Below are 26,465 nucleotides of genomic sequence, written 5' to 3' on the forward strand. Positions count from 1 at the left end.
TGGCAGTGTTTGGACAGCCGCCAATAATGCGGTATCAGCGTAGCGCCTTCACGTCCTGCGCCGTGACGTTGCCGGGCTGGCCGCCCCACGTCGCGCGCAGATAGTTGGCGAGCTGCGCAAGCTCGTCGTCGCTGAGCGTGGACGAGAAAGCCGGCATGGCCTGCATGTTCTCGAGGCCCGAGAACTTCTGCGTATCGATACCATCCAGCATCGCCACCAGCAGATTGTGCGGATCCGCCTGACGCAGCGTGGAGTTGCCGTTCATCGCCACCGCGACGTGCGGCTTGCCCTCGCCCACCAGCCCATGACAGCCCGCGCAAACGGCGAGATACACCGAACGCCCCGCCGAAAGCTGAGCCGTGTCGGCCGATCCGCTATCGGCAACCTTCACCGGCTGCGGCGCGGGCGGCGCATCGCCCAGCAGGTAGACGGACAGTGCGCGCAGGTCGTCCTTCGTGAGGTATTGCGTGCTCAGATGGACCACCGGATACATCTCGCCAAACGCGGATCCCTGCGGCGCGATGCCCACGCTGAAGAACGTCTGCAGATCGGCACCGGTCCAGCCGCGCGCCGCGAGGGCGGCCGGCGTGACGTTCGGCGCCTTCACGCGCCCCAGCGCGGCGCCCGCCAGCGGCTTCGCGTTCTCGAGCTGGCCGAACACGTTGCGCGGCGTATGGCATTCGGCGCAGTGGCCGAGCGCATTCGCAAGGTAACGGCCACGCTGCCAGTCGGCGGACTGGCCCGTCGACGCATCGGGCAACGCGTCCTTCAGGAACAGCATGTCCCACAGCGCCATGCCGAAGCGCAGGCTGTACGGAAACTTGAGGTCGTTCTCCTGGTTGGCCACCGCGACGGGCTTCACCGTCATGAGATACGCGTAGATGGCGTCGGTGTCGGCGCGCGTGAGCTGCCGGTACGACGTGTAGGGCATCGAAGGATACAGCCGCTTGCCGCGTGCGTTGCCGTCGTGCAGTGCCGCGTAGAAGTCGTCGGCACTCCAGTTGCCGATGCCGTGATCCTTGTCGGGCGTGATGTTCGAGCCGTAAAACGTGCCGTACGGAGAGTCGATCTTCAGGCCGCCCGCAAACGGCGCGCCGTCCTTCGCCGTGTGGCAGGCCGCGCAGTCCGCAGCCTTGACGAGATAGCGGCCGCGCGCAACCTGTTCGGGCGTCGGCGTGAATGCGGCAGCGGTATTCGACGACGATTCGTCGCGCCCGCATGCGGCGAGCGTCAGCGCACAGGCGGCCAGCAGCGCGCCGTAGGCGAAGCGATTGACGAGCGCGCGCATCATGCCGCGTCCTTCACGAGACCCGGCGTGCTCATCACCACCTCCTTCACCGCCTCGTAGTAGCGCACGTAGCCCGTGCAGCGGCAGATGTGGCTGTCGAGCGCGGCCAGGATCGTGCTTTCCACCTCGGCCTTCGCGATCGGCTCGCGCTTGAGCCGCTCGATCAGCACGGTCGCGGCATTGACGAAGCCCGGCGTGCAGTAGCCGCACTGGAAGCTGAAATGCTCGAGGAACTTCTGCTGGATCGGCGCAAGCTCCACCACCTCGCCGGCCTCGTTGCGCTTCGCATGGCCTTCGATCGTGCGGATCGAACGGCCGTCGAAGAAATGCGCGCCCGTGATGCAGGTGCGAAGCTCCTCGCTCGTGCCGTCCGGCTTGTCGAGAATGACGACGCATGCGTGGCACACGCCCTGGCCGCAGCCGAGCCGCGAGCCCGTCAAGCCCGCGTACTCGTGCAGGAAGTCGATCATCATGAGGCCCTCGGGCACCTGCATCGGGCCAACGGCCTTGCCGTTGATCGTCAGCTTCAGCGCTTTGGGGCGATATTGCACGAGCGGTCGCTCTGCCGGCGCGGCGGCACTGGCGCTGGCCGCGGATGCAGCGGATTGGGCAAGCGTCATGCAAGCACCTCCAGGATTTTTTGCGGGGTCACCGGCAGGTCGGTGAAACGATGGCCGATGGCGTGCGCGACGCCGTTCACGACCGCGCCCACCACCGGAATCATCACCACTTCGGCAATGCCCTTGGGCGGATCGGTTTCGGAAAGCGGCGGCAGCACTTCGCCCGTCTGCGTCCACACGGCAACATCGGATGCGCGTGGCAGTTGATAACGGTTGAAGTTCCAGGTGCCGTTGCCGGGACCGTCTTCGTAGAGCGGCAGATACTCGTGCAGCGCGTGGCCGATGCCCATCGCAAGCCCGCCCTGCAACTGCCCGGAGACAAGCTGCGGCGACATCGGGTTGCCGCACTCCATGATGGAGTGATGCGTGAGCAGCTCCACCTTGCCGGTCGCCTCATGCACCGCGAGTTCGACCAGCGTGCCTACCGCGCTGTAATAGGTCACGGCCGCGTTGTTGCGGCTCATCGGCGGAATAAACGCGCGCTTGCGGTCCAGCACGCGGTAGCCGTTCGCGGTAGGCGGCAGCGTTGCGGGCGCCATCGCCACGCGCGCGGAAACCGCGGCATCCGCCTTGCCAACCGGGTTACCCGAGGCAGCCGCGCCGGGGTCGGCGGTATTGCCGCTGCCGTAGCGCAGCGAGAGGCCGTCAATCGGCAAACGTTCGATCGTGCCGCCGCCGATATCGAACTCGGCTTCGGCCCATTGCCAGCGGTTGAACACGTGCACGACGGCGCCGGTCGGCAGGCCCATGGCATGCGCCTGTTTGGCGAGCTGTTCGAGCGGCAGCGGTTCGAGCCCGTCCGCGGTGAGCTTGCCGTCCACCCAGCGGGCATCCTCGATACGCACGATGAACGGCGCAGCCTGACCGCCGCCAATGCCCTGCCCCCAGATCGAAAGCGCCGCCGGCCACAGGCCATAGCGGAACACCGCGCGCGCGGCCTCGCGCGTGCTGTGCGTGAAGTAATAGGCGGAGTTCGTCGCGCTCGAAGGCGAGGCGATGTTGGGCGTCCAGCGCGGATTCGCGCTCAGGCGGTCCTGATCGGCCTGGCTCATGACGTACGGGTCGCCGCTCGTCACGACGGGCAGGTCCGGCCAGTCCGTCACGGCCACGCGGATCTCGGCGGCCGGCTTGCCGAGCCACTTCGCCACGGCCACGGCCTGCGAAGTGGACATGCCGGTGCCGATCTCGGCGCCCGTGTGGTGCAGCGTGATCGCACCGCTCTCGTCGAGCTCGACTTTGGCAAGCGATGCCTCGGCGCCGGTGCCGAAGTCCTTCTGCACGCAAGCGAAGCCCACGCCATAGCGTTTGCCCGGATTCGCCGCCTCGTATTCGGCCTTGCGCTTCGAACGTTGCACCCACAACGGATGTGCCCTGGCCTGTTCGAGCACGTCCACCGCGCGCACGGCGCCCGCGGGAATGGCACCCTGGGTATTCTTCATGCCCGTGCGCAGCGCGTTTTTCAGGCGGAAGTCGATCGGATCCATGCCAAGCTGCACGGCGATTTCGTCCACCGCCATTTCCGTCGCGGCCATGCTCTGCAGCGTGCCGTAGCCGCGCGCCGAGCCCGCGTCGATCGCACGCGAGGCAATCGCCACCGTGGCGAAGTCGTTCTTCGGGAAGTAATAGATCGACTGCGCGGCCGTCGCGCCCACCATCGCCACCGAAGGCGAGAAGTTGCAGCGGCCGCCGCCGTTCGCCTCGAAATCGCCCTTGAACGACTGCATGAGGCCCGTCTTGCGATCCACCGCAATGCGGTAGTGCATCTTGAAGGCGTGGCGCTTGAGCGCGGTCTGGAACTGCTCGTAGCGGTCGTTCGCGAAGCGCACCGGGCGGCCGTCGCCGTAAAGCGCCGCCACGAGCCCGTAGAACGGCACGTTGTAGTGATCCTTCGAACCGTAGCCCACCGTGTAGCACGGATGCAGGAAGAGCTGCTTCACCGGGAAGCGGCACTTCGCGACCATGCCCGCGGCGGAATCAGCCACTTCGAGCGGCGACTGCGTGGGCACCACGAGATGCAGCGACTGCGTGGCCGCGTCGTACCAGCCGTTGGCGTTGTCGGGTTCGAGCGCGGAGGTGTCGATGGACTGCGTGTTGTACTCGCGGTCGAACACGAGCCAGTCGGCGGAAGGATGATCGAGCTCGCTCGCAATCTGCCCCGCGTAGAACATGCCCTGCTCGTCGAGCTTGCCGTGCTCGTTGCCGTCCGGCCACACCGGCTCGTGCTTGCGCATCATGCTCGGGAAGATCGGCGCGTCCTTGAGGCTCGAATAGACGTCGTCGTCGAATGGCGTGCTGCCGCCCACGCGCACGAAGCGGAACGTGCCCCACGGGTCGCGTTCGAGCGGCCCCGTCACCGCACCGTAGCGGATCACGTCGTCGCGGAACTTGAGCGCGCTCTTCGCGAAGCGGAACCGCGCGAAGTCGTGGTAGATGAGGATCGCCACCGCATGGCCGAGATAGGCGGGCGTCTTGCCCGCGGGCAGCAACATGTCGTCGCCGTAGAACGACGGGAACACGAGGCCGTCACGAGCAAGGTCGTCGGCCGTGACGATGCGGTCCGGCTTCAGGTCGTCGCCGAGGAGCGAGAGGTCGAAGCCTTCGTAGAGGCGGTCGGCCCGGGTGGCGCGCAGGATCAGCGCGTGCGCTTGCTGCTGGGGCCAGTGGGGCATGTCCGTTGCGCGGATATCGCGCGCGAAGACTTTCGAGCCCGTGACCTTGGCGATGCCATCGATGCGGAACTTGGGCGCGCCCGTGGCGGCATCCCATTTGACCGGCGTAAGGAGTTTTTCTTCGAAAAGCGCGGCGAATGCGCGGCTGCCGATCGGCGCCACATATACCGCCACGCCCGCCAGCATGCTGGCCTTGAGAAAACCCCGCCGCGACAGGCCGTGGTTTTTCATGAGGGGAACCTCCAGGTGCGTGTGTGCCTCACGCAGGCGAGCGTGTCGCAGTGTGCGAAGCGGCCCGCATTCTTGCATCGATGCGCAGCCGAGCCCATGTCGAATATCGCATGCACAACTTTCCTCGTTGCTTATAAGCGCGATGCGACAGGGACTTGCGACGATAGACCTCCCCCGCAAATTTGACTGACGTCAATCTTTTCAACTGACGCCCCCTGCGATCTCAGCCGACGTTCATCGGCAGCAGCACCCTCTGCTTGCCCTGCAAATGCAGACGTGTCTGGATTTCCACAGGCATCTGATTATGCAGCAGGCCGTGAGGAAATTGACGCGCCGGAAGATCAGGAGCGACGACATCAAAACGCGCCGGCAGGCATAGCCCGAAGGACACCTGACAAACCGAAAGATGAAAGGATGTTGTGCAGACGGGCCTGAATTGCAGGCACAATTTGCAACTTGCGCACAACAACGGCGCACGACATCGGCCAGCGACGGATTTCCGCCACCTCATGCGAACGACGCAGATCATGCCGCTTCAGACCTCCCCAGCACCGCCCCGGATCGAATGGGCCGCAATCCGCGACGATCGTGCCGCGGCGCGGCACGCCGCGATAGTCGAGCTAACGGGCTGGATGATTCCGCTCGATCCGCAGACCACCCACGCCGATTACTTCCTGCTCGCCGCCGTCGAACCGTGCTGCGGCGGCTGCGTGCCGCGCGATCCGCTGTCCTGCGTGGAAGTGGACGCGCGGCACGCCATGCCGCTCGAAACAGGACCTGTTTGCGTGCGCGGCCGCCTGATGCGCCTGCACGACGATCCGGCGGGCTGGCGCTACCGGCTGGTCGATGCCCATGCCATGCAACCGGCGAAGGTGCAGCACGATGCGGCCACGCCGACAAGCCGCCGCGCATTTCTGGCCGCGGGCGCCGCGCTGGGGTTAGCGGCCTGCGCACCAGGCCGCTTCGCTCGCTATACCGATCCCGGCAAGCCGGATAACGACGCGGCAGCATCCACGCCGGAGGCGGCAAGCGTGGCTGCACCCCCACCCGTATGGCAGCCTGCCGCGGATGCCGTCACGGTCGACATGCACAGCCACGCAGGCCACGTCATCGTGTCGCGCGACCCGCGGATCGGCGTGAACCGGCCGCTCACGCCCGTGAGCGCACCGATGCGCGCCGGCGGCATGAACGTGATCTGCCTCGCCATCGTCACGGATACGGTCGTCACGCGCGTTTCGTTCGATCGCAAGCGCTTCAAAGCCTGGCGGAATCCGAATCCGGGCGAGCTCTATGCCCTGAGCCAGGAGGAATTCGCCCGTGCGAAGAGGCTGGTCGAACGGGAACAGATGCAGGTCGTAACGAGCGCGGCGGCACTTTCGGCACCGGCGTCCGGCTCGACAGGGCCGCGCGTCATCATCGCCTCGGAAGGCGCCGATTTTCTGGAAGGCCAGATCGATCGCGTGGACGAGGCCTGGACGCTGCATCATTTGCGCCACCTGCAGCTCACGCACTATCGCGTGAACGAGCTCGGTGACATCCAGACCGAAGCGCCCGTGCACGGCGGCCTCACGGACTTCGGCGCCGACGTCGTGCGGCGTTGCAACCGGCTCGGCATTGTCGTCGACGTCGCGCACGGGACTTACGACCTCGTGAAGCGCGCCGCCGCCGTCACGACCAAGCCGCTCGTGCTGTCTCATACCGCGCTCTCGTTGCACCCGCGCGACCGTAGCCGCCTGATCAGCCCCGATCATGCGCGCGCCGTGGCCGAAACCGGCGGCGTGATCGGCATATGGCCGAGCGCCGGCTCGTTTCGCGACATCCCCGGCATGGCCCACGGCTTCCGGCGCATGGCCGACATCGTGGGCGTCGAGCACGTCGGCCTGGGCACCGATATGTTTGGCTTCATCTCACCGCCGGTCTTGCGCAACTACGAGCAGTTGCCCGAACTCGGCAACGCACTGCTCGCCGCCGGGTTTCAGGCGCCCGAAGTCGACCTTCTGCTGGGCGGCAATTACGGGCGCGTGTTCGCCGCGTCGCTCGCCTGACGCACGCGTCCCCTCCTGCGCGCTCGCTACGGACGTCGCATTCGCCTGCTTCAGCATTCCTTAATCTTCGATCGCTACCATGGTTCGGCGATCGCGCTCAACGCGTTCCGTGCCGCTCTCGTCCACGGAATGACTGAAGGATTGAAGGCAAAGCGCAGGCAAATCGAAAGATCCGCCAACGCCACGCAGTCCTGAGCAAATCGCGATTCAGCCGCAGCGCACCGGAGCCGACCTCATCATGAAGCCGACGATCATCGAGCAATGCCGTGCGTATCTGTATCTCGCGGGGCTTGCGGCAACCTTGATTCAGGCTGTCGTTTTCATTTCTATTGTCATATTTCGCGTGCCGCAGGACATCTTCACCGCACCGGCATTTCGCATCGGCATCGCCGTCGCGATCGCGGGTGTCACCTGGGGGCTGCGGCACCTCGCCCGCGAGGCGTTTCGCAGCGCGCTCGCCAGCCGCCATGCCCACCTCGTCGGATGGGAGCGCCGCACCGTGGCCCTTTCGGCGCAGTGCCCGCGGCGGAGCCTCGTGTTGCTGCACGTCCGGCTGAACCGCCACACCCTGGATCCGGCGCTGCCCTGAGCGCCCATCCGCATCCGCGGCGTAATGAACGGTGACATAAAAGCCCGTAAAAAGTCACACCGCCGTCAACACTGGCCCCCTATACTGCGAGTTGCGTCACGCGACCGGGGGACACCGCGCATGAACTGGCTGCATCTGCAGGCTTGCTGTTACGGCAATACAGGATTCGTACGTCGCGCCGCGCGCGCAAACAATACGTAATGGACGTCCCGCGCTCCCTCCGAACCCGAGGGCATGCAGGCGTGGCGGCGCTTGCGCTGCTGTTCGCGGCACTCGCGCTCGCCGCCGCCGCGCCGCAAACCTTGTTGCATGTCGCGTTTACCCTGTCATCGTTCTTCGCCATCGTCTGCGGGGCCGCCGCCGCGCTGGGCATCATTTACTGCTGTGTCGCGGCCGTGTTCGTGCGGCGCTTTTTCGCGCAGTCCTGCAACGAGCCCACCAGCTACCCCGCCGTCACGATCGTCAAGCCGCTGCACGGCGACGAATGGCATCTCGAGCACAATCTCGCCAGTTTCTTCGAGCAGGACTATCCGGGCCCGGTGCATTACCTGTTCGGCGTTCACGACGCAAACGACGCGGCGCTGCGAACCGTCGAGGCGCTGCGCGCGCGCTATCCGCAGGCGCACGTGAGCGTCGTGGCCGATTCGCGGCTCTACGGTCCCAACCGCAAGATCGCCAACCTCGTCAACATGCTGTGCCATGCAGAGCACGACATGCTCTGCTTCGCGGACAGCGACGTGAGCGTCGAGCGCGACTATCTGCGCCGCATCGTCGGCGCGCTCCAGCAGCCGGGCGTCGGACTCGTCACCTGCGTCTATCGCGGCCTGTGCGCGCCGGGCTTCTGGCCCCGTGCTGCCGCCGCCTCGACGAACTACCATTTCCTGCCCGGGGTCGTGACCGGCCTCGCCATCGGCCGCGCCCGCCCCTGCTTTGGCCAGACGATTGCGATGACGCGCGCGACGCTCGACGACATCGGCGGTCTCGCGCAGTTCGCGCACCACCTCGCCGAAGACCACGCGGTGGGCGCCGCGGTACGCCGCACCGGTGCGCGTGTGGCCGTGCCGCCGTTCACCGTGCGGCACGCTTCGGTGGAAACCACCTTCGCGGCGCTGTTCACGCACGAACTGCGCTGGAGTCGCACCATTCGCGCCGCCGACCGCAGCGGCCATCTGGGCTCGGTATTGATGCATCCGTTCGCGCTCGCGCTCGCCGCCTTGATCGCCTGCGGCGGCGCGCCGGCCGCGTGGGCCCTCGCGCTTGCCGCCCTCGCGGCCCGCGCCGGCCTCAAATGGCAGACCGACCGCGCCATCGGCGAACCCTGCCGCGGATTGTGGCTGCTGCCGCTATGGGATATCGTGCAGTTCATGATTTACGTCGCCAGCTTCGGCTCGTCGCGCGTGGTCTGGCGCGGCTTCAGCTTCAGTGTCGATGGCGACGGCCGCCTGTCCCCGCTCCATGACGATTGAATGACGACCGGACGGCGTTTGAACGGTACATAAGGGGTGGTGGCTTAACAATGAAACATCTCGGACGCGCGGCGGCCCTCGTCGGCCTCGCTATCGCGATCTGGCTCGTCCTGCACGACCATCCCGCTGCGATTTTCCACCTGCTGCAGGCTGCGGGAACGGGACTGCTGCTGGCCGCGGCCGTGCACATCCTGCCGATGCTCGTCAACGCGTGGGACTGGCGCACGCTGATCCGTCCCGCCGAGCGCCCCGCGCTCTCGGCAATGCTGCGGCTCGTGTGGTTGCGCGAATCGATCAACGGCCTGCTGCCCGTGGCGCGCGTGGGCGGCGAGATCGTGTCGTTCCGGCAGCTCACGCGCATGGGGGTACGGCCCGCCACGGCGGCGGCAAGCCTCGTTGGCGACATGCAGCTCACGCTCATCAGCCAGTTGCTCTACGCCCTGGCGGCGGCCGGCTATCTGCTCGAACAGACTTCTTCGGATACCGCACGCGTTGTCGGCCAGCTCGCCTGGGGCATCGCGGCGCTGGCCCCCGTGCTGCTCCTCTTCGCGGTCGTCCAGCACGCACGTCCTTTTGAGCGCGCCGCCCAGGCGCTCAATCACGTGACGAGCGGCAAGGTTTACGAACTCGTCGGCAAATCGGCGCGCATCGACCAGGCAATCAAGCTGATCTGGCGGCAACCCGGCGTTGTCGTGCGCTATCTCTTCGTGTGGCAGACGCTGCAATGCGCCGGCTTCGCGCTCGAGATATGGGTCGCGCTGCATGTGCTGGGCGCAGACGCCACCTTCGTCGAAGCGTTCGTCATCGAGGCGCTGATCCAGCTTGTCAGCAGCGCCGCCTTTCTCGTGCCCGCCGGCCTTGGCGTGCAGGAAGGCGGCTTCGTGCTGATCGGCGGGCTGCTCGGCTTCGACGCACCCACCTGTCTCGCACTCGCCGGCGCCCGGCGGGTTCGCGATCTGCTGTTCTACGTGCCCGGCCTCGTCGCCTGGCAGTTCGCCGAGGCCCGCCCCAGCGTCGCCGCGCGGCGCGAACGTCAAGCTCAGTGACGAGCCGCCTCGCTCAATGCGCGAAGCGGATGTCCAGCGCGCGCAGATACGTCTGCAACCCCGCATCCTGCAGCGGAATTACGTAAGCGGCCTCGCCTGATTCGTTGAAGTGGGCATGCCAGTAACCGGGCGGCGTGACGAACGCCATTCCCGGTGTCCAGTCCACCCGCTGCGGACTCACGATATTGCCCCCGGCATCCAGTTCCGTGCCCACGAGGGTATAGACGCCGGGCTTGCAATCGGGAATGAAGTCGAGCGCGATCGACTGATGGCGATGCGGCTTCTGCGTGGTGCCTGCCGCGATCACGCCGAACATGGCCCACATCGTATGGGTCACGGTACGCGTCTGCGGAAAGTGCGTATTGCCGAGCAGGATGCTTACGCGGTTGCGCTGCGCAGCACCGGGCGCGCGCGCCACCTCGTCGAGCTCGGCCTGCGCACGCGCGGCAGGATAGAGCGTCGGCGCGAAGCGCGCGCGACCGAAGCCGGCTCCCAGATACGCGAGCAACGGCGCGTCGTTGACGTAATAGAGGCGCGCCGTCGAAACGGCCTCGATCCGCGCCTCGGCGCCGCCGGGCAGTGCGAAGAAGTCGCCCGTGCCGAACTCGAATGCCGCCTCCTTCTGCGTGACGACACCGGAGCCTTCCAGTACATAGCACACTTGAGAAGTGGCCTGCGGATTCAGGCGCACCGACTCGCCAGCCAGAATGCGCACGAAATGCGCAAGCAGCCCCGGACCGGTAGCCTGATAAGCACAGCCAAGCTCCGCCGATAGATCGAGCGGCACGACACGCGTGTGCCCGCTGTCGTATAGCGCGCCGGAAAACGTGTGGTACGGCACCCGCGAAATCAGCTTTGCGCCGATCGGATTGGCGGACGACGTGTATTCGAAGTACTGAGCGTCGCATGTGACGGTCTCGTCGTCGAATGCGAGTGCGGGGTGCGTGATCGGGTTCATGGCAGCAGTCCTCGAAGATTGGGGGATACGCGCCGTGCGATCCTTGCACGGCGTCGCTGGATGCCACTATAGGTTTGAGCCGCGTGAGCCAGAACGGCCCGTTGCCGAAATCAGCTTTGCAGAAATGGGATAACCGGTGCGCGGGGATTGCCCGCTCCCGTACAATCGGCCGATATCCCCAGGGAGCGCTGCCCATGGACTACTTCTCCGCCGTCCGCGCCTTTCTCCACGCGGCCGAACTCGGCAGCTTCAGTCAGGCCGCGGAGCGAACCGGCGTCAAAACCTCCACCGTCTCGCGCCACATCAGCGAACTTGAACGCGATCTCGGCATCGCCCTCTTCAACCGCTCCACGCGCGGCCTCGTGCTCACCGAAGGCGGCCGGGTGTTTCGCGAACACGCGCACGAGGTCGTGCGTAGTCTCGATGAAGCGCGCGAGGCCGCGGCCTCATTGAACCGCTCGCCGCGCGGGCTCCTGCGCGTGACGATGCCGGGGGCGTTCGGGCGGCGCCACATCGTGCGCCACCTGCCCGACTTCATGGACCGCTATCCGAAGATCGATATCGACTGCGTGATCACCGAAAGCGTACTCAACGTGATCGACGCCGGTATCGACCTCGCGATCCGCATTGGCGTGCTGCCCGATTCGCAATTGATGGCGCGCCAGCTCGCGCCGCATCGGCGTATCGTCTGCGCGAGCCCCAGCTATGTGGCGCAGCATGGCTCGCCGCGCGCACCCGACGACCTCGCACAGCACACGGCGCTGCGCTTTGCGCTCGCGCCCGACGACCGCTGGTTCCTCGTCAACCGCTCGCGAGCGAAGACTGAACGCCAGGAACAGGAAGCCGTCGTGCAACTGCAAGGCCGCCTGCGCGTAGACGACACCGACGCGCTACTCGAGCTTGCCGTCGCCGGACGCGGCCTTGCCCTGCTGCCCGCGTGGGCAGCAGGCGCCGCAATCCGCGAAGGCCGCCTGATGCGCGTGCTGCCCGACTGGGAGGCACGGCCTGCGCGCGCCGAACCCGCCATCTGGGCGGTCTATCCGCCGAAAAAGACGGTGTCCTCGAAAGTGCGTGCATTCATCGACTTCTATACCGCGCTATACCGCCGCGAAGGCTATTGGGAGAGCTAAATAGACGTTCGCTTTATTCGCCCCTAACCAGCGGGCATAAAATCGATCGACTGCCGCATATAACCTCGGAGACCGTGCCGCGATCTACTATGATGAATTCCAAACCCCGCACCAAAAAGCAGGTATGGAAGATCGCACGCCGCACTGTTTCCTTGCGACGGGCGGCGTACCCTCGGGCGCACTGCAACCGGACGCCGACGAACAGATCGACCTCGAATTGCTGCCGCTCGCCAGCGTGCGGTCGCGACTGGTATCTGGCGCACTCCTGAACAATGGACATCCGGCATGTGTGTTCTATGCGTTGATTCGGCTTGGCGTGCTCGACTGGACGGGTGCAAGGGAGCGGACCTATGGCGGATACCGAGGTGATCCTGGTTGACGAACACGACCACCAACTGGGCACGATGGAAAAGCTCGCGGCACATCGGCAAGGCCGGCTGCATCGGGCGATCTCCGTGTACGTGTTCAACTCGCGCGACGAATTGCTGCTGCAACGGCGCGCCGCCGGCAAATATCACTGCGGCGGCCTGTGGACCAATACCTGCTGCGGACATCCGCTGCCGGGCGAGCGGACTGTCGATGCCGCGCAGCGAAGGCTCCTGGAAGAAATGGGCCTCGCCTGCGATCTGACCGAAGCGTTCGAGTTCAGCTACCGCGCGATGCTGCCGGGCGGACTCGTCGAGCATGAGTACGGTCATATCTTCTTTGGACGCTCGGACGGCGGACCGGTGCTTGCCCCCGACGAAGCCGACGCTTTCAGCTATCAATCGATCGACAAGATCCACCGCAGCTTTCTGCACGCCCCGCAAGCGTGGACGCCCGGGTTCCAGCTCGTATTCCCGACCTTGTTGGCGCACTTGCCGCCGTTGAGCGCGCCGCACTCGTAGAACGCGAGCGGCCCGCCGGGTGTGTTAGCGGCGACATCGTCAATTCCATGACGATGTCGTCCGGGAATGCAGTGCGTCTCAGTGCGCCGGCTGCAGCAGCCCCCAGGCAACGAGAATCGCCTGGATGCTGCGCGCGTAGGCGTCGCGCTCGCGCGGCGATTCCGAGTGGTAAGCGCCGATCGCGCGCCAGGTGTTGCCGTAGCGCACCATTTTCTGCTTGAGCAGCCAAGCGGCCACGTAGATGTTCACGCACGGGTCGGTCAGTGCGCGGCTCGGTATGCCCTGGCGGGCGAGGTCCGAGAAATGGACCGAGTTGATCTGCAACTGCCCCACATCGATCGAGCCGTTGGCGTTGCGGTTGATAGCCGTCGCATCGCCCTTCGACTCGCGCCACGCCACCGCACGCAGGACGAGCGGATTGACGCCCTGATAGGCGCCGGCCTTCTCGAAGCAGTCGTCGGCGACCGTAGCCGCGCTTGCCGGCGACGAACCCAGCGCCGCCCACGCGGCACACACCATACACACGGCGCGCGCGCGATCGGCCCAATGCCGCGAACGGCGTGTCTTGAGGTTAGCGGGCACGGGCATGAGTCGTTCCTTTGTGGCGCGCGTCATCGCGCCAGCGCGACATCGAGCTGGCGCTCGACGTCCTGCAAATAGGCGCGCGATTCGTCCGACACCACGAGATGCGGCGAAGGCGCAGTGCAATGGCACTCGGGGTGGCGCGATTTCTTCCCGTGCTTCGCGGTGTGGCGGGTAGCCGGGGCCGCCTCGTCATCGTCGTCGCTGGTGGGCGGCGGCAGCATGGCGAGCGTCGGCAACGGCGGATAAACCTTGTCCGTGGCAGCAGGTGCGGCGGTGGGTACGGTGCCGGCAGCGGGCTGCACGGAAGCGCTCGCGCTCGACGATGCGGCATACGCAGTCGATGCCAATGAAACCGATATCGTAAGGAAAACGAAGGAAAAGCGCATCGCGTCAGCCCCCCGCTTGCTGCGGCTTGATCGACACGCTGTACGTCTGGCCCGCACCGGCGGTCAGGTTTTCAAGCGTCAGTCTGCTCGCCTCCTGCGGCGGCACCCCCTTCCAGATTGCCTGATTGAGGTACGGCAGATCCTGTCCCAGTGCCGTCACACGGATCACCGTCGGCTGCTTTTGCGCAGCCGCCAGCGCGCCCGCCTTCGCGAGCACGGCGCTCAGTTGCGGATCGCGCGCGCCCAGCGCGTCGGCAGGAATGTTGAAGTGCATGATCTCGTTCGACGCCTGCGTTTTGGCCGCCTGCGCCGTATTGGCCTGCTGCAGCTGGGCGCAGCCGGTAACGGCCAGCAGAGCGAGTAAGAACAAGGCCCGTTTCACGTCCAGCCCCTCCAGGATTTCATGGCTATGTGCGCGTTTTCGGCTCGATCCCCGGCCAACTTGATACCCGTTCAGCAAACGTTTGCGAAACAGGAAGACTTCCCTCACGAGGTCGCCTTCGGGAGAAAACCGCTGCGCGACGCGCCCGCAATCGCGCAGAGAACTGCCTCGTCGCTATGCCGGATAACGGAGCCCTCGGCGCAGGCCCGACAACGGTTTACGTCTGACGAATGGGCTGCCGCAGCGCGCTCGCCGATACCGCCGGTGGTACGATGCAGGCCAGCCTTTAACCGATGTTTATGCATGGCGCGAGACAACCTCAACGATCTGCAGGCGTTTGTCCTTGTCGCCCGCGAGAAAAGTTTCACCCGCGCGGCGGCGCAGCTGGGCGTCTCGCAACCGGCGTTGAGCCACACGATCCGCTCGCTCGAAGCGCGGCTCGGCGTACGCCTGCTTACCCGCACGACGCGCAGCGTCTCCACCACCGAAGCCGGCGACCGCCTGCTGCAAACGGTGGCGCCGCGCATCGAGGAGATCGAAGCGGAGCTCGACGCCGTTAGCGAGTTGCGCGACAAGCCGTCGGGCACCGTGCGGATCACGGCAACCGACTATGCGATCCAGACCGTCCTGCTGCCCAGACTATCCGGACTACTGAACAAATACCCGGACATCAGGATCGAGTTCGTCACCGATTACGGGCTTTCGGACATCGTCGCGCAGCGTTACGACATCGGCGTGCGGCTTGGCGACCAGGTCGCGAAAGACATGATTGCGGCGCGCATCGCGCCCGACATGCGGCTCGCCATCGTCGGCGCGCCAGCCTATCTCACACGTCGCGGCATGCCGAAGACGCCGCAGGCACTCGTCGACCACGACTGCATCGCCCTGCGCCTGCCCACGCACGGCGGCCTCTACGCGTGGGAACTCCGCAAAGGTCGGCGCAGCTTGCAGGTGCGCGTGGAAGGCCAACTGGTCTTCAACGGCATCTATCCCATGGTGGACGCGGCGCTGGCCGGTCACGGCCTCGCCTACGTGCCGGAGGACCTCGTGGCGCCGCTCGTCGCGGCGGGACGCCTCGCGTGGGTGCTCGAAGACTGGTTCCCCACGTTTCCCGGCTTCCATGTCTACTATCCCAGCCGCCGCCAGCATTCGCGCGCACTCGCGCTCGTGGTCGAGGCCCTGAGATACCGCGTCTGACCGGCATCGGGCGGTCACGGACCGTACCGCATTGATCAATACGATTTATAAGTGCATGCGGCCCCGGGGCCTTTATCCGCGCGCGCGAACGTATTCAAATAGCGGTGGAGGCAACATGCCCGCCCTTTTGGGATCACGAATCACGAAAACGGAGTGCAACGAATGGACTATCGCTACCTGGGCCGCAGCGCCCTGAAGGTATCGCCGCTCTGTCTGGGCGCCATGATGTTCGGCGGAGAGACGGACGAGCCAACCGCAAAGCGCATCATCGACAAGGCGTTCGATCAGGGCATCAACTTCATCGATACCGCCGACGTGTATCACGCCGGACGCTCGGAAGAAGTCGTGGGCCGCGCCGTGAGCGCGCGCCGCGACAACTGGGTCATCGCGACAAAGTTCGGATTCCCGACCACCCAGGGTCCGAACGAGCAGGGACAATCGCGCAAATGGATCATGCAGTCGGTCGAAACGAGTCTGAGACGGCTCGGCACCGATTACATCGACGTCCTGTACTTCCACCGCGCGCTGCCCGGCCTGCCGCTGGAAGAAGGCGTGCGCGCCGTGGCCGACCTGATCCGCCAGGGGAAGGTCCGCTACTTCGGCGTATCCAATTTTCGCGGCTGGCGTATTGCCGAAGTTGCGCGCATTGCGGACCAGCTAGGCATCGACCGCCCCGTGGCAAGCGAGCCGCTCTACAACATGGTCGACCGTACCGCGGAAATCGAGCAGCTCCCCGCCGCGGCGCACTACGGTGTGGGCGTGGTCTCGTACAGCCCGCTCGCGCGCGGCGTGCTGACCGGCAAGTACGCCACCGACGGCGCGCCGCCCGCGGATTCGCGCGCGGGCCGCGGCGACCGGCGCATCCATCAGACCGAATGGCGCCCCGAATCGCTCGCCGTTGCGCAAAAACTGATCGCGCACGCCGCGGCGCGCGGCACCACACCCGTTGCGTTCGCGCTGGCGTGGGTGCTCCACAACCGGCTGATCAGCGCGACCATCGCGGGGCCGCGCACCGAGGCGCAGTGGGACAGTTACATGAAGGCGCTCGAACTGAAACTCGACGCGGCCGACGAGCGATTCGTCGATGCCCTCGTTCCGCCGGGGCACGCCTCGACGCCGGGCTATACGGATCCGGGCTACCCTATCGAAGGGCGCGTCACGGCTTGAGGCCGTCCGTCTCCTCAGCCCGCCGCGGCCTGCTGGAGACTCGCGACGTCGAGCGAAAGCTGGCCGCTCGCGACGATCTGGCTGAGCGGCGCCGGCCGGCCCAGCAGGAAACCCTGCACTTCATCGCAACCTTCGCCGGCAAGCAGCGCGAGCTGGTCGTGGGTCTCGATGCCCTCGGCCAGCACCGGAATGCCGAGGCTCTTGCCGAGCGCCAGCACGGCGCGAATGATCGCCGTGGTCTGGCGGTTCGATTCGGTCTCCCGAACGAACGACTGGTCGAGCTTGATCTTGTCGAACGGGAACGAGCGCAGCGTATCGAGCGACGAATAACCCGTGCCGAAATCGTCCAGCGCCACGCTCACGCCAAGCGACTTGATTTCCTGCAGCACCTTCAGCGAACGCTCGCGGTCGGCGAAGATCGTCGACTCGGTCAGCTCCAGTTCCAGCCGCGCGGGCGCAAGACCCGTCTCGCGCAGCACGTCCTCGACGAGCTTCGGCAGGTCCGCATGGGCGAACTGCACCGGCGAAAGATTCACCGCCACCTTGTACGGCGGCGTCCACGAGACCGCGCGCGAACACGCCTCGCGCAGCACCCAGGCGCCAATGTTGAGGATCAGGCCATTCTCCTCGGCGATCGGGATGAATTCGGAGGGCGGCACGAAGCCGCGGCGCGGATGCTCCCAGCGCAGGAGCGCTTCGTAGCCGCAGATCTCGCCGCTCGAAACCGAGGTCTGCACCTGGTAGTGAACGCTGAGTTCGTGACGCGACAGTGCATCGCGCAGATCGGCGGCCAGCGTGCGGCGCGCTCGCGCGATCTCGTCCATCGCGGGCTCGTAGAAGCACACCGCGTGCGTGAGGTCCGCCTTTGCGCGGTACATCGCGAGGTCGGCATTATTGATGAGCACCGACTTCGTCGTGGCGTCGTCGGGATAGACCGCCACGCCCAGGCTCGCGCCCGAAACGACTTCCCAGTCGTCGTAGCGGATCGTCCGGAACAATGCCGTCTCCAGACGCCCGAGGAATTCGGCCAGATCGTCGCGCGTGCCGAAGCGCTTGACCGCCACGAATTCGTCGCCGCCCACGCGCGCCACGAATTCGCCTTCGCCCACGAGACTCGAGAGCCGCCGCGCGAGAATGCGCAGCACCTCATCGCCCGCGTGGTGGCCGCGCAGGTCGTTGATCTCCTTGAAGCGGTTCAGGTCGATGCCGATCAGCGCGACCTTGCCCTGCTCCGCCTGCGCGCGCGCGAGCTCCAGGTCGAGCCGCTCGTTGAAGCTCGCGCGGTTGGGCAAGCCGGTGAGCATGTCGCTCATCGCCATCACCCGCAGATGTTCGACGGATTCCGCGCGCACGGAGTCGTCGAGCAGGAAGCTCACGAGCCCCGCGCCCGCAATGATGAACGCCATGCCGGCCACCGCGAGCGCCAGCGCGTGAAGCGCGGACGGATTGGAGAACGAGCCGGGGATCGTCATGGGCACGACCTCGAAGGCCGTCATGCCGGTGAAGTGCAGTGCGGCAATGCCGGCCGCGAGCAGCGCCGACATCGAAAGCGCGGAGCCCGGCCCGCGCGACGCCGCATGCTGCAGCGCCCACGCGGCGAAGCCGACCGAAAGCACGATGGAGGCGACGAGATACGTCTGGTTCCAGCTGACGGCCCCCTCGACGCGGTACGCCAGCATGCCGGTGTAGTGCATGAGCGCCACGGCGAGCCCGAGCACCGCGCCGCCCAAAGCGGGCGCGACCCGCCTCCAGCGGCTCGTGGCAATGGCGAAGCCCGCGAGACTGCCGGCCAGCGCGATGAACAGCGAGTCGATGGTCAGCACCGGATCGAACGCCACGGGCACGCCCGGCTCGAAACCGAGTATGGCGACGAAATGCGTGCACCAGATCGCAACGGCGGAGGAGATGCTCGCGAGGAAGATCCAGCCGGCGCGCTGCATGCCGGTTGAAGCGAACGCGCGCAGTGCGAGCCGCGCGGTGACCCACGACCCCGCCCCGCATATCAATACGGCGATCAGGACGATCCAGGGATTGTGCTTCCCGACGATACAGCCCAGCACGGTCATCACTGTCGGCTCTCCTTATTGGCCCTGTCATTGCCACCCCGCGGCGGCTGCACGATAGCATGAGCCGCACCGCAACAGGTAGAGCATTCATGCAGCAGCGCCGGCCTGCTCGCATTCGTATCGAACGCGGGGCGGATTCAATAGAATCGGACACCTACGCAGACCCGGTGCAACTCGGCGAAATTGAGGGCCACATGATGAATCGTTCAGACGACACGACTCACCCAAGCCAGCGTACGCGAAGCAAACCGATGCCCCGCCGCAACGGCCGCTTCGCGCCTGCCGCGACCCTGTTCGTCGTCTTGTCGGCGATGCTGTTTGCGGCGCCGGGTGTGATGCCTGACGCGGCCCGCGCGGACACGCCCGACGGCGACGCCCCCTACCATGTCGGCGAAGCGCAACGCGCGTTCGTTCCAACGGTCGCACGCAACTGGCGCGGCGCAAAGACCGAACGGCTCGTCGCGACGATCTGGTATCCCGTCGATCCCGGCCTGCCCGAAATGCCCCGGGGATTCGGGCCGCCGGACGACCCCATCTTTCGCGGGCATCCTGTCGCGCAGGCGACTGCGCCTTCGAATGCGCAGGCGCGCTATCCGCTGATCCTGCTCTCGCACGGCACGGGCGGCACGGCAACCGACGAGGACTGGCTTGCCGCCGCGCTCGCGGCACACGGCTACATCGTGGCGGGCGTCAATCACCCGGGCAACAACGCGCTCGAACCGCTCACGCGCGAGGGCTTCCTGCTGTGGTGGGAGCGCGCCACCGACGTGAGCGAAGCGCTCGACGGCCTGACTGCCGATCCGGTTTTCGGGCCGCGTATCGACACAGCCAGGATAGGCGCCCTCGGCTTCTCGCTAGGCGGTTACACGGTGCTGGAACTGGCCGGCGCCCGCACGCGTCTCGCGGCGTTCGAGGCTTTCTGCGGCTCGCCCGCGGCCGACGCGATCTGCACCCCGCCCGAAGCGAAACGGCAAGCGGGCGGCCCGAGCCTGAGCGCGCCGCCTACCCCCACCATGAAGGAGTCGATGGCACACGCCGGGGATTCGTATCGCGACCCGCGCGTCAAAGCCGTTTTCGCCATCGCGCCGGCCCTCGGCGAAGCCTTCGACGCCAGTTCGTTCGCCGACGTCGAGATTCCGGTGGCGTTGGCCGCCGGCGTCAACGACACGACCGCGCCGCCCGCCACCAACGTCCAGCGGATTGCGGGCTTCCTGCCACAGGCGAGCCTGCTGATGCTGCCGGGCGCATCGCACTACACGTTCATCGACGTTTGCCTGCCCGCCGGCGCGCAACGTCTGCCCTCCGTTTGCAAGGACGGCCCGGGGGTGAATCGTGAAGCGGTGCATGAAGCGACCGCCGCCCGCGTACTGACCTTCTTCGACGCCGCGCTCGCAGCGCATCCGGCCAGCGTGGCGGCGAAGTGAAACCCCGGCAAAATTCCAATAGCACGATCGTTCTATTTTGTGTACGCTTTCGGGAATCGACTATTTTTGCGAGCGTGCGCCATGTCGCTGATCTTTTCCCGCCGTGACCTGAATTTCCTGCTCTACGAATGGCTCGACGTCGAAAGCCTCACGCGCATCCCGCGCTACGCGGACCACTCGCGCGAGACCTTCGACGCGGCGCTCGACACGTGCGAAAAGATCGCCACCGATCTGTTCGCCCCCCACAACAAGAAGAACGACCAGCACGAACCGCACTTCGACGGCGAGACCGTCACGATCATCCCCGAGGTGAAAACCGCGCTGAAGGCGTTCTGCGAGGCGGGTCTGATGGCGGCCGGTCAGGACTACGAATATGGCGGCATGCAGTTGCCGCTCGTCGTCGAAAAAGCGGGCTTCGCGTGGTTCAAGGCGGCCAACGTGGGCACGAGCGCCTACCCGTTCCTCACGATCGGCAATGCCAATCTGCTGCTGGCGCACGGCAGCCAGAAGCAGATCGACACGTTCGTGCGGCCCGAACTCGAAGGCCGCTACTTCGGTACCATGTGCCTATCCGAGCCGCAAGCGGGCTCCTCGCTCTCGGACATCGCCACACGCGCCGAATACGAGGGCGAAGCGCCGCTCGGCGCGCAATACCGGCTGCGCGGCAACAAGATGTGGATTTCGGGCGGCGAGCACGAGCTCTCGGAAAACATCGTGCATCTGGTGCTGGCGAAGATTCCCGGCCCGGACGGCAAGCTGATCCCCGGCGTAAAGGGCATCTCGCTCTTCGTCGTGCCGAAGTACCTCGTCAACGAGGACGGCTCGCGCGGCGAGCACAACGACGTCGTGCTCGCGGGCCTCAATCACAAGATGGGTTATCGCGGCACGACCAACTGCCTGCTGAATTTCGGCGAGGGCACGAAGTACACGCCGGGCGGCCATGCAGGCGCGATCGGCTATCTCGTGGGCAAGCCGCACCAGGGCCTCGCCTGCATGTTCCATATGATGAACGAGGCGCGCGTGGGCGTGGGGCTCGGCGCGACGATGCTGGGCTACACCGGCTACCTCCACGCGCTCGACTATGCGCGCAACCGTCCGCAGGGGCGGCCGCCCGGCGCCGGCGGCAAGGATCCGGCTTCGCCGCAGGTGAAGCTCATGGAGCACGCGGACGTGCGCCGCATGCTGCTGGCGCAGAAAAGCTATGTGGAAGGCGCGCTCGCGCTCAATCTCTACTGCGCCAAGCTCATCGACGAAGCGCAGGCAATTGCCGACGACGCCGAACGCGCACCGTACACGTTGCTGCTCGACCTGCTCACGCCGATCGCCAAGAGCTGGCCCTCGCAGTGGTGCCTTGCGGCCAACGACCTCGCGATCCAGGTCCACGGCGGCTACGGCTACACGCGCGAGTACAACGTCGAACAGTTCTACCGCGACAACCGCCTGAATCCGATCCACGAAGGCACGCACGGCATCCAGGGGCTCGACCTGCTCGGCCGCAAGGTGGTGATCGAAAACGGCGCGGCGTTGAAGTTGTTCGTGCAGCGCGTGCGGGCCACGCTCGACCGCGCTCAGTCGAGCGGCAATGCAACCCAGGCCGGGCATGCACGTGCGCTCGATGCCGCGCTGCACCGCCTCGTCGAGGTCACGCAGACGCTGTGGTCGGCGGGCGACGCCACGGTAACGCTCGCCAATGCTTCGGTGTACCTGGAAGCCTTCGGCCATGTGGCAATGGCATGGATCTGGCTCGAACAGGCACTGGCGGCGCATGCCGCGCTGACACAGACCGTCGCACAGGACGCGGACTTCTATCGCGGCAAGCTCGCCGCCGCTCAGTACTTCTTCGCGTGGGAGTTGCCGAAAACGGCGCCGCAATTCGATCTGCTAACGACACTCGACCGCACGACGCTGGACATGCAGGACGCGTGGTTCTAACGTCGTTGTCGTTGCATAGACAACCAGAACATCAAAGGCTGTCGAGCAAAAAATAAACGCCGACGATCACGCCCATCGAAAACGCGGCACACCCGGCAGCACACGCAAAGTCCATGAGATTGCTGTGGTTCTGTCGAATGAAGCCGGTCGCGTCGCGGGCCGGCTTCGTGGCGGCCATTGCCGCGCCAACGAAATCGGTCGCCTTGATCCTGGTATCGAAGTAGTTCATGAGATTGGAAATTTGGAGCAGTAGATACGGGATCACAGAGATTCTCCGGTCCGGTCAAAAGGCGTTACTGGCCGTTGCACGCCACGAAGTAGCCGATCAGGAAGGGCAGGAAGAGCAGCGTGCCGCAAAGCAGCGCGGCGGCCTGAACCAGGCGGTCGTTGGATCGCACGGCAGCGCGACGACGCAGAAGCAACGTATCAAGCAGCAAATTCGGGCTCATGGCTTTTCTCCGGCAAGGTTGTTTTCAAGGCGGATGTCAGAATAGGCTTACGCCCACACCAGAAACACCGAACTAGTCCTATAGTGAATGGACTGCGGCGGCCTGCCGCACTCGCCCCAACTGCTGCGACGAAGCCGCGCCAAATATCTCGATAAAGTCTGATGTCGGCAGCAGGCCTGGCTGGCTATCCTGATCTCTGTCTCGTATTAACCGTGTCCGTCGAATGCTTCCTCTGCATTCGGCCATTCTGAGTTGCAGATCTCTCGGACAGAGCATGTGTCCGCACCCGCATACGAGCCCCGCAGCGACCCATTGCTTTAACCGCGAGATCCTGACGTGATTTGCTCGAATTCATCCCTTGCCTGGCGGCAGCCGATTGCCGCCGCGACCGATCGTTCCCTCATCATCAAGCGCAAGAAAATCCTTGGCGTTATTGCTTTGGCGACCCTGTGCATCGCTGTGACGGGCGCTCCTCGCGCCGCATCGGCCGCGGCTGCATTCGACGCGTTCAGTCATACGGGCCGGCCCCGCCTCGTCGCGCGAGGCGCGTTGCCGGTCGCGCGGTCCGCCGATTTCGTCGAGAACGCCTGGTCGTCGGCACCAGTCAGCGGCGGTGTCTGCACCGGACCGTTCGCCGGCTTGTCCGATGGCAGGCCGGAATTCGGGCCTGCCGCTTCGATCACGTCAGGCAGGATGACGATACCGCCGAACGAGCGCACCGCCGATGCGCTTTGCTCGGTGCTGGAATCGATGCGCCTGCTCGCGAACCGAGGTCTTTCCAGCAATGGGCATCAATGGTCCGGCCGGGTGACGCCGCTGGGCGGCGCGAGCGCGTTCACGCAAACAGCGAAAGCGACCACGCCCGGCGATGCCATGAGTTCTGGAGTGCTTATCAAAGCCGGGCAGGCGGGTACCGTTGCGGTTGACTCGACGCTACGCGAGTCGCTCGCGCAAGCCGGCTTTTCCGCCGAAGTCATTGCGCAGATCGGCCGGATTTTCGGCCATCGCGTGGACGTCGACGCCCGTGCGCAGGTGGGCGACAGGTACAGGATCGTGATGGACACGGCGGACGGCTCGGCGGAACCGCGCATCGAAGCCATCGAAGTGAGGATCCAGGGGCAGACGTACAACGCGTTGTGGTTTGCCGCGCCGGCTGCAACTCACGGCGCGTACTACACGCCCGAGGGCGCGCCGCTCACCGAAAGCCGGTTCGCGATGCCGCTTGACTATCGCCGCATCAGCTCGCCGTTCGGCATGCGCGAGCATCCTGTGTATGGCGAACTGCGCTTTCATAAGGGTGTCGATCTGACCGCCCCCGTTGGCACGCCAATCTACGCGGCCGCAGCAGGCACCGTCGAGATGGCGACCGACCGCCGGGGTTATGGCAAACATATCGTGCTGCACCACGCCGAAGGCTATTCGACCTGCTACGGGCATCTATCGGCGTACGCAAGCGCGCTCAAACCCGGACAACGCGTCGAGCAAGGCCAACTGATCGGCTACGTCGGTCGCACGGGAACGACAACCGGCCCGCATCTGCACTTCGAAACACGCATCAACGACCGGCCGGTCGACCCGCTGACGCTGACGTCGCCCGAATTCGTCGCGCCCCTGTCGGGTTTTGCGCGGCAAGCATTCGACTCTCGCGTCGGAACCGCGCGCATGAGTCTCGCGATGCTCGCTGCCGACCAGGCGCCCCGATGGTGAGGCGGCCAGCGATAGAATGAGGATCGCTCCACCTACTCTGACTCGCACCGCATGCAACTGCTCGACCACGTATCGATCGGCGTGCCCGATCTCGACGCCGCCCGGCCGTTCTACGACGCCATCATGAGCGCACTGGGCGCAGCCAAGGTCTATGACCGCCCCCAGGCCCTGGGCTATGGCGAACGCTGCTCGCAGGACGACACGGCGTCCACGTGTCTTGCCGTCTATCTCGACGCCAGCGCCATCGGCACGAACAAGCGGCACTGGTGCTTCAAGGCCGCGACGCGCGTCCAGGTGGATGCGTTCTTCGCAGCGGGACTCGCGAACGGCGGCCGCTCCGACGGCGAGCCTGGGCTACGCCCGCATTATCACGCCGCTTATTACGCGGCTTTCCTGTTCGACCCCGCGGGCAACCGCGTCGAGGCGGTGTGCCACGCCGCCGCGCGCTGACGCACGAGCGCAGCCGCCGCCGGCTCCGGCGCGCCGCGCAATCGGGATCGCTCGCGAAAAAGCGCTCACGAGCCGAAGAACGGCTGGCAGAAGTCCGGCGGCCCGACGCAATCTCCCGGACCGTTCGGCTGCGGATTCAGGCTCGCGCATCCGGACATGGCGGCCACTGCCGCGACGCAGACTGCCGCGCGCAAGACATAAGTGACGATACGTGATTTCATGAGATCGAATCTCGGTTGAGCGGCCGCAATACGGTTCCGTTGCAACACGCGGCCGCCTCGCCACAACGGATGCAAACATCGCGCTCAGTGGTGCGCGTAGATCGTCCTGTTGAGCATCTGAAGCTGCCCGTCGCGCTCGGCCTGCACGAGCTGCCGGTACACCTGCGCGCGCGTCAGCGGGCCGCCGCTCGTCACGGTGGCCGCAGCCCGCGGCGCCGTGCCGGTCTGCCCGGCGGCCGGTGTGCCGGACACGCCCTGCGCCTGCGCGAGGGCGGACATCGACAACATCAGCGCAGCGCATACCCCATTCCAGCGTGTTTTCATTTCACTCTCCTCTACGGCCAGCCGGCCGCTCCGTGGCTCAATCCGTCGGCCTTGCGGCGCCGGCCGAATCGCGTTGCATCTCGTGAGGCAAGGATAGAGGGGCGCACTTCGCGCGAAATCCGCAGCAAAATGAAGAAATGTTTAATGGCGCGCAACCAGGCGCCGGGGGACGGTCGGGCCGTTCGACCGATGGGGGGAAAAGCGGCTCCGCGGATCGGGCGTGCCGGCGCCTTCGCCTACTTCGAATTCCTTATGATTTCGCGCGGCGTCAGTCCCAGAAGACGATTCATCCAGTGCGCCATATGGCTCTGATGCGCGAACCCCGCCTCCAGGGCGATCTGGCTCACGCTCAATTCGCCTTCGACCAGAAGCGCTCGCGCGCGCTCGACGCGACGGCGCACGATGTACTGATGCACCGGCAAACCCACCGTTTCGCGAAAGAGCACCTTGAAATGCGGCACGCTCATGTCCACGAGCGCCGCAAGCTCGTCGAGCATGAGCCGCTGATCGAGGCAGGCCTCGATGTAATCGGTTACACGCGCCGCCGCGCGCGGGCCGAGCGTGGAGCGGCGGCCACCGGGTAGCGGTGCGCCGTCGAGCAGTCGCACCACCATTGCCGTGCCTATGCTCTGCGCGAAAAGCGGGTCCGAGACTTCGCCCGCTTCGAGTTCGGCCTGCAACGTCCAGGCAAGATATTGCAGACGGGAATCCCGCAGTTGCAAGCGCGGCCGGATCTGCCTGCCGGCGCGGCGGCCGTCCAGTTGCTCCGCGATCGTGCGGACAAAAGATTCCTCGAACCAGATGCGCAGAATGGTGCAGTCCGCATCGTCGGTCCAGACGCCCTCGAGGCCGGCCGGCACGACGTCGGCATCGCCATGCGCCTGCAGGCGCGCGACATGCCGGCCGTCGCATACGCAGTTGGCCCGCACGGGGGAGCCCACATGGACCCCGATCCGGTGATGATCCGCCGCGGGAATGCGATGCTGCCCCGCCGAAATGGCCAGCAGTTCGGCGCCGAATCCCTGCCAGCCCAGCCTGGCGCTGGAACGCAGGCTGGCGCGAGCGCTCGCTTCCCGGTTCGAATCTGCCGTCCGTGCGTCCATGCTGTCTCCGGTCCCGTGCAAAGCCGTCGGCTACGGTGCCGCCGCGCCTTCAGCCAGTCTAATGATCCCTGGCGGCCGCCGCAACGAAACGCAAAGGCGCCGCGCGTCGCGCGCCATCCTTTCCTGCACGATTCCATCCGTTC

Annotated in this window: 27 protein-coding genes; 13 read left to right on the top strand and 14 right to left on the bottom strand. The window is 65.9% G+C overall.

Annotated features, from left to right (window positions below; all coding sequences use genetic code 11):
• Positions 1 to 34: 34 nt before the first annotated feature.
• The 4 genes from BAC01S_RS11530 to BAC01S_RS35085 form a co-directional block, all read right to left on the bottom strand.
• Positions 35 to 1,291, bottom strand: a complete 1,257-nt coding sequence (locus tag BAC01S_RS11530) for a cytochrome c (RefSeq protein ID WP_027794898.1) — start codon at positions 1,289 to 1,291, stop codon at positions 35 to 37.
• Positions 1,288 to 1,908 carry a (2Fe-2S)-binding protein gene (locus BAC01S_RS11535; RefSeq protein WP_027794899.1) on the bottom strand — a complete coding sequence of 207 codons (621 nt, stop codon included), beginning with the start codon at positions 1,906 to 1,908 and terminating at the stop codon, positions 1,288 to 1,290. The genes BAC01S_RS11530 and BAC01S_RS11535 overlap by 4 nt, the downstream gene beginning before the upstream one ends.
• Positions 1,905 to 4,808 carry a xanthine dehydrogenase family protein molybdopterin-binding subunit gene (locus tag BAC01S_RS11540; RefSeq protein WP_027794900.1) on the bottom strand — a complete coding sequence of 968 codons (2,904 nt, stop codon included), beginning with the start codon at positions 4,806 to 4,808 and terminating at the stop codon, positions 1,905 to 1,907. Before BAC01S_RS11540 ends, BAC01S_RS11535 begins: the two co-directional genes overlap by 4 nt.
• Before the next feature lie 223 nt (positions 4,809 to 5,031).
• The gene (locus BAC01S_RS35085) at positions 5,032 to 5,199 is read right to left on the bottom strand and encodes a hypothetical protein (RefSeq protein WP_169740118.1); all 168 of its coding nucleotides are present in this window, start codon (positions 5,197 to 5,199) and stop codon (positions 5,032 to 5,034) included.
• A 136-nt stretch (positions 5,200 to 5,335) separates the two neighbouring features.
• Between BAC01S_RS35085 and BAC01S_RS35370 the strand changes: the two genes are divergently transcribed.
• From BAC01S_RS35370 to BAC01S_RS11565, 4 genes are all read left to right on the top strand, one after another.
• Positions 5,336 to 6,853 carry a dipeptidase gene (locus tag BAC01S_RS35370; protein ID WP_218001679.1) on the top strand — a complete coding sequence of 506 codons (1,518 nt, stop codon included), beginning with the start codon at positions 5,336 to 5,338 and terminating at the stop codon, positions 6,851 to 6,853.
• A gap of 238 nt (positions 6,854 to 7,091) precedes the next feature.
• Positions 7,092 to 7,442: a hypothetical protein gene (locus tag BAC01S_RS31080; RefSeq protein ID WP_043201988.1), complete on the top strand. Its 351-nt coding sequence runs from the start codon at positions 7,092 to 7,094 to the stop codon at positions 7,440 to 7,442.
• A 200-nt stretch (positions 7,443 to 7,642) separates the two neighbouring features.
• Positions 7,643 to 8,908 (top strand): bacteriohopanetetrol glucosamine biosynthesis glycosyltransferase HpnI, encoded by a 1,266-nt coding sequence (gene hpnI, locus BAC01S_RS11560; RefSeq protein ID WP_084168537.1) that lies wholly within the window; start codon positions 7,643 to 7,645, stop codon positions 8,906 to 8,908.
• Positions 8,909 to 8,958: 50 nt separating this feature from the next.
• Complete coding sequence (locus BAC01S_RS11565) at positions 8,959 to 9,954, top strand: lysylphosphatidylglycerol synthase domain-containing protein (RefSeq protein ID WP_027794903.1); 996 nt, start codon at positions 8,959 to 8,961, stop codon at positions 9,952 to 9,954.
• A 13-nt stretch (positions 9,955 to 9,967) separates the two neighbouring features.
• Here BAC01S_RS11565 and BAC01S_RS11570 read toward each other — a convergent pair whose 3' ends face one another.
• Entirely contained in the window at positions 9,968 to 10,912 is a 945-nt protein-coding gene (locus tag BAC01S_RS11570) for a cupin domain-containing protein (RefSeq protein WP_027794904.1), read from the bottom strand.
• A gap of 194 nt (positions 10,913 to 11,106) precedes the next feature.
• On the opposite strand from BAC01S_RS11570, the gene BAC01S_RS11575 reads away from it, so the two are divergent.
• The 3 genes from BAC01S_RS11575 (at position 11,107) to idi (ending at position 12,929) form a co-directional block, all read left to right on the top strand.
• Entirely contained in the window at positions 11,107 to 12,042 is a 936-nt protein-coding gene (locus tag BAC01S_RS11575; protein ID WP_027794905.1) for a LysR family transcriptional regulator, read from the top strand.
• Between the two features lie 124 nt (positions 12,043 to 12,166).
• Positions 12,167 to 12,421 carry an NUDIX hydrolase gene (locus BAC01S_RS34590; protein ID WP_156954392.1) on the top strand — a complete coding sequence of 85 codons (255 nt, stop codon included), beginning with the start codon at positions 12,167 to 12,169 and terminating at the stop codon, positions 12,419 to 12,421.
• Positions 12,393 to 12,929, top strand: coding sequence for an isopentenyl-diphosphate Delta-isomerase (gene idi / locus BAC01S_RS11585; RefSeq protein WP_027794907.1), 537 nt, complete (start codon positions 12,393 to 12,395; stop codon positions 12,927 to 12,929). Before BAC01S_RS34590 ends, idi begins: the two co-directional genes overlap by 29 nt.
• A 78-nt stretch (positions 12,930 to 13,007) precedes the next feature.
• On the opposite strand, the gene BAC01S_RS11590 is transcribed toward idi, so the two are convergent.
• The 3 genes from BAC01S_RS11590 to BAC01S_RS11600 all read right to left on the bottom strand — a co-directional run bounded on the left by BAC01S_RS11590 (position 13,008) and on the right by BAC01S_RS11600 (position 14,282).
• Entirely contained in the window at positions 13,008 to 13,448 is a 441-nt protein-coding gene (locus BAC01S_RS11590; RefSeq protein ID WP_043202015.1) for a lytic transglycosylase domain-containing protein, read from the bottom strand.
• Positions 13,449 to 13,540: 92 nt separating this feature from the next.
• On the bottom strand, positions 13,541 to 13,900 hold the full coding sequence (locus BAC01S_RS11595; RefSeq protein WP_027794909.1) for a hypothetical protein: 360 nt from the start codon (positions 13,898 to 13,900) through the stop codon (positions 13,541 to 13,543).
• A gap of 4 nt (positions 13,901 to 13,904) precedes the next feature.
• Positions 13,905 to 14,282, bottom strand: coding sequence for a hypothetical protein (locus tag BAC01S_RS11600; protein WP_027794910.1), 378 nt, complete (start codon positions 14,280 to 14,282; stop codon positions 13,905 to 13,907).
• 303 nt (positions 14,283 to 14,585) lie between these two features.
• Here BAC01S_RS11600 and BAC01S_RS11605 point away from each other — a divergent pair, with 303 nt between their 5' ends.
• Positions 14,586 to 15,479 carry a LysR family transcriptional regulator gene (locus tag BAC01S_RS11605; RefSeq protein ID WP_027794911.1) on the top strand — a complete coding sequence of 298 codons (894 nt, stop codon included), beginning with the start codon at positions 14,586 to 14,588 and terminating at the stop codon, positions 15,477 to 15,479.
• A 162-nt stretch (positions 15,480 to 15,641) separates the two neighbouring features.
• The gene (locus tag BAC01S_RS11610; protein ID WP_027794912.1) at positions 15,642 to 16,646 is read left to right on the top strand and encodes an aldo/keto reductase; all 1,005 of its coding nucleotides are present in this window, start codon (positions 15,642 to 15,644) and stop codon (positions 16,644 to 16,646) included.
• Between the two features lie 14 nt (positions 16,647 to 16,660).
• On the opposite strand, the gene BAC01S_RS11615 is transcribed toward BAC01S_RS11610, so the two are convergent.
• Entirely contained in the window at positions 16,661 to 18,712 is a 2,052-nt protein-coding gene (locus tag BAC01S_RS11615) for a putative bifunctional diguanylate cyclase/phosphodiesterase (RefSeq protein WP_218001681.1), read from the bottom strand.
• A 251-nt stretch (positions 18,713 to 18,963) separates the two neighbouring features.
• Here BAC01S_RS11615 and BAC01S_RS11620 point away from each other — a divergent pair, with 251 nt between their 5' ends.
• Positions 18,964 to 20,136 carry an alpha/beta hydrolase family protein gene (locus BAC01S_RS11620; protein ID WP_052408743.1) on the top strand — a complete coding sequence of 391 codons (1,173 nt, stop codon included), beginning with the start codon at positions 18,964 to 18,966 and terminating at the stop codon, positions 20,134 to 20,136.
• A gap of 81 nt (positions 20,137 to 20,217) precedes the next feature.
• On the top strand, positions 20,218 to 22,068 hold the full coding sequence (locus tag BAC01S_RS11625) for an acyl-CoA dehydrogenase (RefSeq protein ID WP_027794915.1): 1,851 nt from the start codon (positions 20,218 to 20,220) through the stop codon (positions 22,066 to 22,068).
• Between the two features lie 31 nt (positions 22,069 to 22,099).
• Here BAC01S_RS11625 and BAC01S_RS34595 read toward each other — a convergent pair whose 3' ends face one another.
• Together BAC01S_RS34595 and BAC01S_RS34600 are read right to left on the bottom strand one after the other, a co-directional pair.
• Positions 22,100 to 22,246, bottom strand: coding sequence for a hypothetical protein (locus BAC01S_RS34595; RefSeq protein WP_156954393.1), 147 nt, complete (start codon positions 22,244 to 22,246; stop codon positions 22,100 to 22,102).
• A gap of 115 nt (positions 22,247 to 22,361) precedes the next feature.
• On the bottom strand, positions 22,362 to 22,517 hold the full coding sequence (locus BAC01S_RS34600; RefSeq protein WP_156954394.1) for a hypothetical protein: 156 nt from the start codon (positions 22,515 to 22,517) through the stop codon (positions 22,362 to 22,364).
• A gap of 693 nt (positions 22,518 to 23,210) precedes the next feature.
• Here BAC01S_RS34600 and BAC01S_RS11640 point away from each other — a divergent pair.
• On the top strand, positions 23,211 to 24,224 hold the full coding sequence (locus tag BAC01S_RS11640; protein ID WP_245616574.1) for a M23 family metallopeptidase: 1,014 nt from the start codon (positions 23,211 to 23,213) through the stop codon (positions 24,222 to 24,224).
• Positions 24,225 to 24,275: 51 nt separating this feature from the next.
• Positions 24,276 to 24,674, top strand: a complete 399-nt coding sequence (locus tag BAC01S_RS11645; protein WP_027794918.1) for a VOC family protein — start codon at positions 24,276 to 24,278, stop codon at positions 24,672 to 24,674.
• Between the two features lie 65 nt (positions 24,675 to 24,739).
• Here BAC01S_RS11645 and BAC01S_RS35090 read toward each other — a convergent pair whose 3' ends face one another.
• From BAC01S_RS35090 to BAC01S_RS11655, 3 genes are all read right to left on the bottom strand, one after another.
• Positions 24,740 to 24,895 carry a hypothetical protein gene (locus BAC01S_RS35090; protein WP_169740119.1) on the bottom strand — a complete coding sequence of 52 codons (156 nt, stop codon included), beginning with the start codon at positions 24,893 to 24,895 and terminating at the stop codon, positions 24,740 to 24,742.
• A gap of 84 nt (positions 24,896 to 24,979) precedes the next feature.
• Positions 24,980 to 25,219 (bottom strand): DUF4148 domain-containing protein, encoded by a 240-nt coding sequence (locus BAC01S_RS11650; protein WP_027794919.1) that lies wholly within the window; start codon positions 25,217 to 25,219, stop codon positions 24,980 to 24,982.
• A gap of 236 nt (positions 25,220 to 25,455) precedes the next feature.
• Positions 25,456 to 26,322 carry a helix-turn-helix transcriptional regulator gene (locus BAC01S_RS11655; protein WP_027794920.1) on the bottom strand — a complete coding sequence of 289 codons (867 nt, stop codon included), beginning with the start codon at positions 26,320 to 26,322 and terminating at the stop codon, positions 25,456 to 25,458.
• Between the last annotated feature and the right edge of the window lie 143 nt (positions 26,323 to 26,465).

The organism is Paraburkholderia acidipaludis NBRC 101816 (genome assembly GCF_000684975.1).
In the GTDB taxonomy this organism is placed as follows: domain Bacteria; phylum Pseudomonadota; class Gammaproteobacteria; order Burkholderiales; family Burkholderiaceae; genus Paraburkholderia; species Paraburkholderia acidipaludis.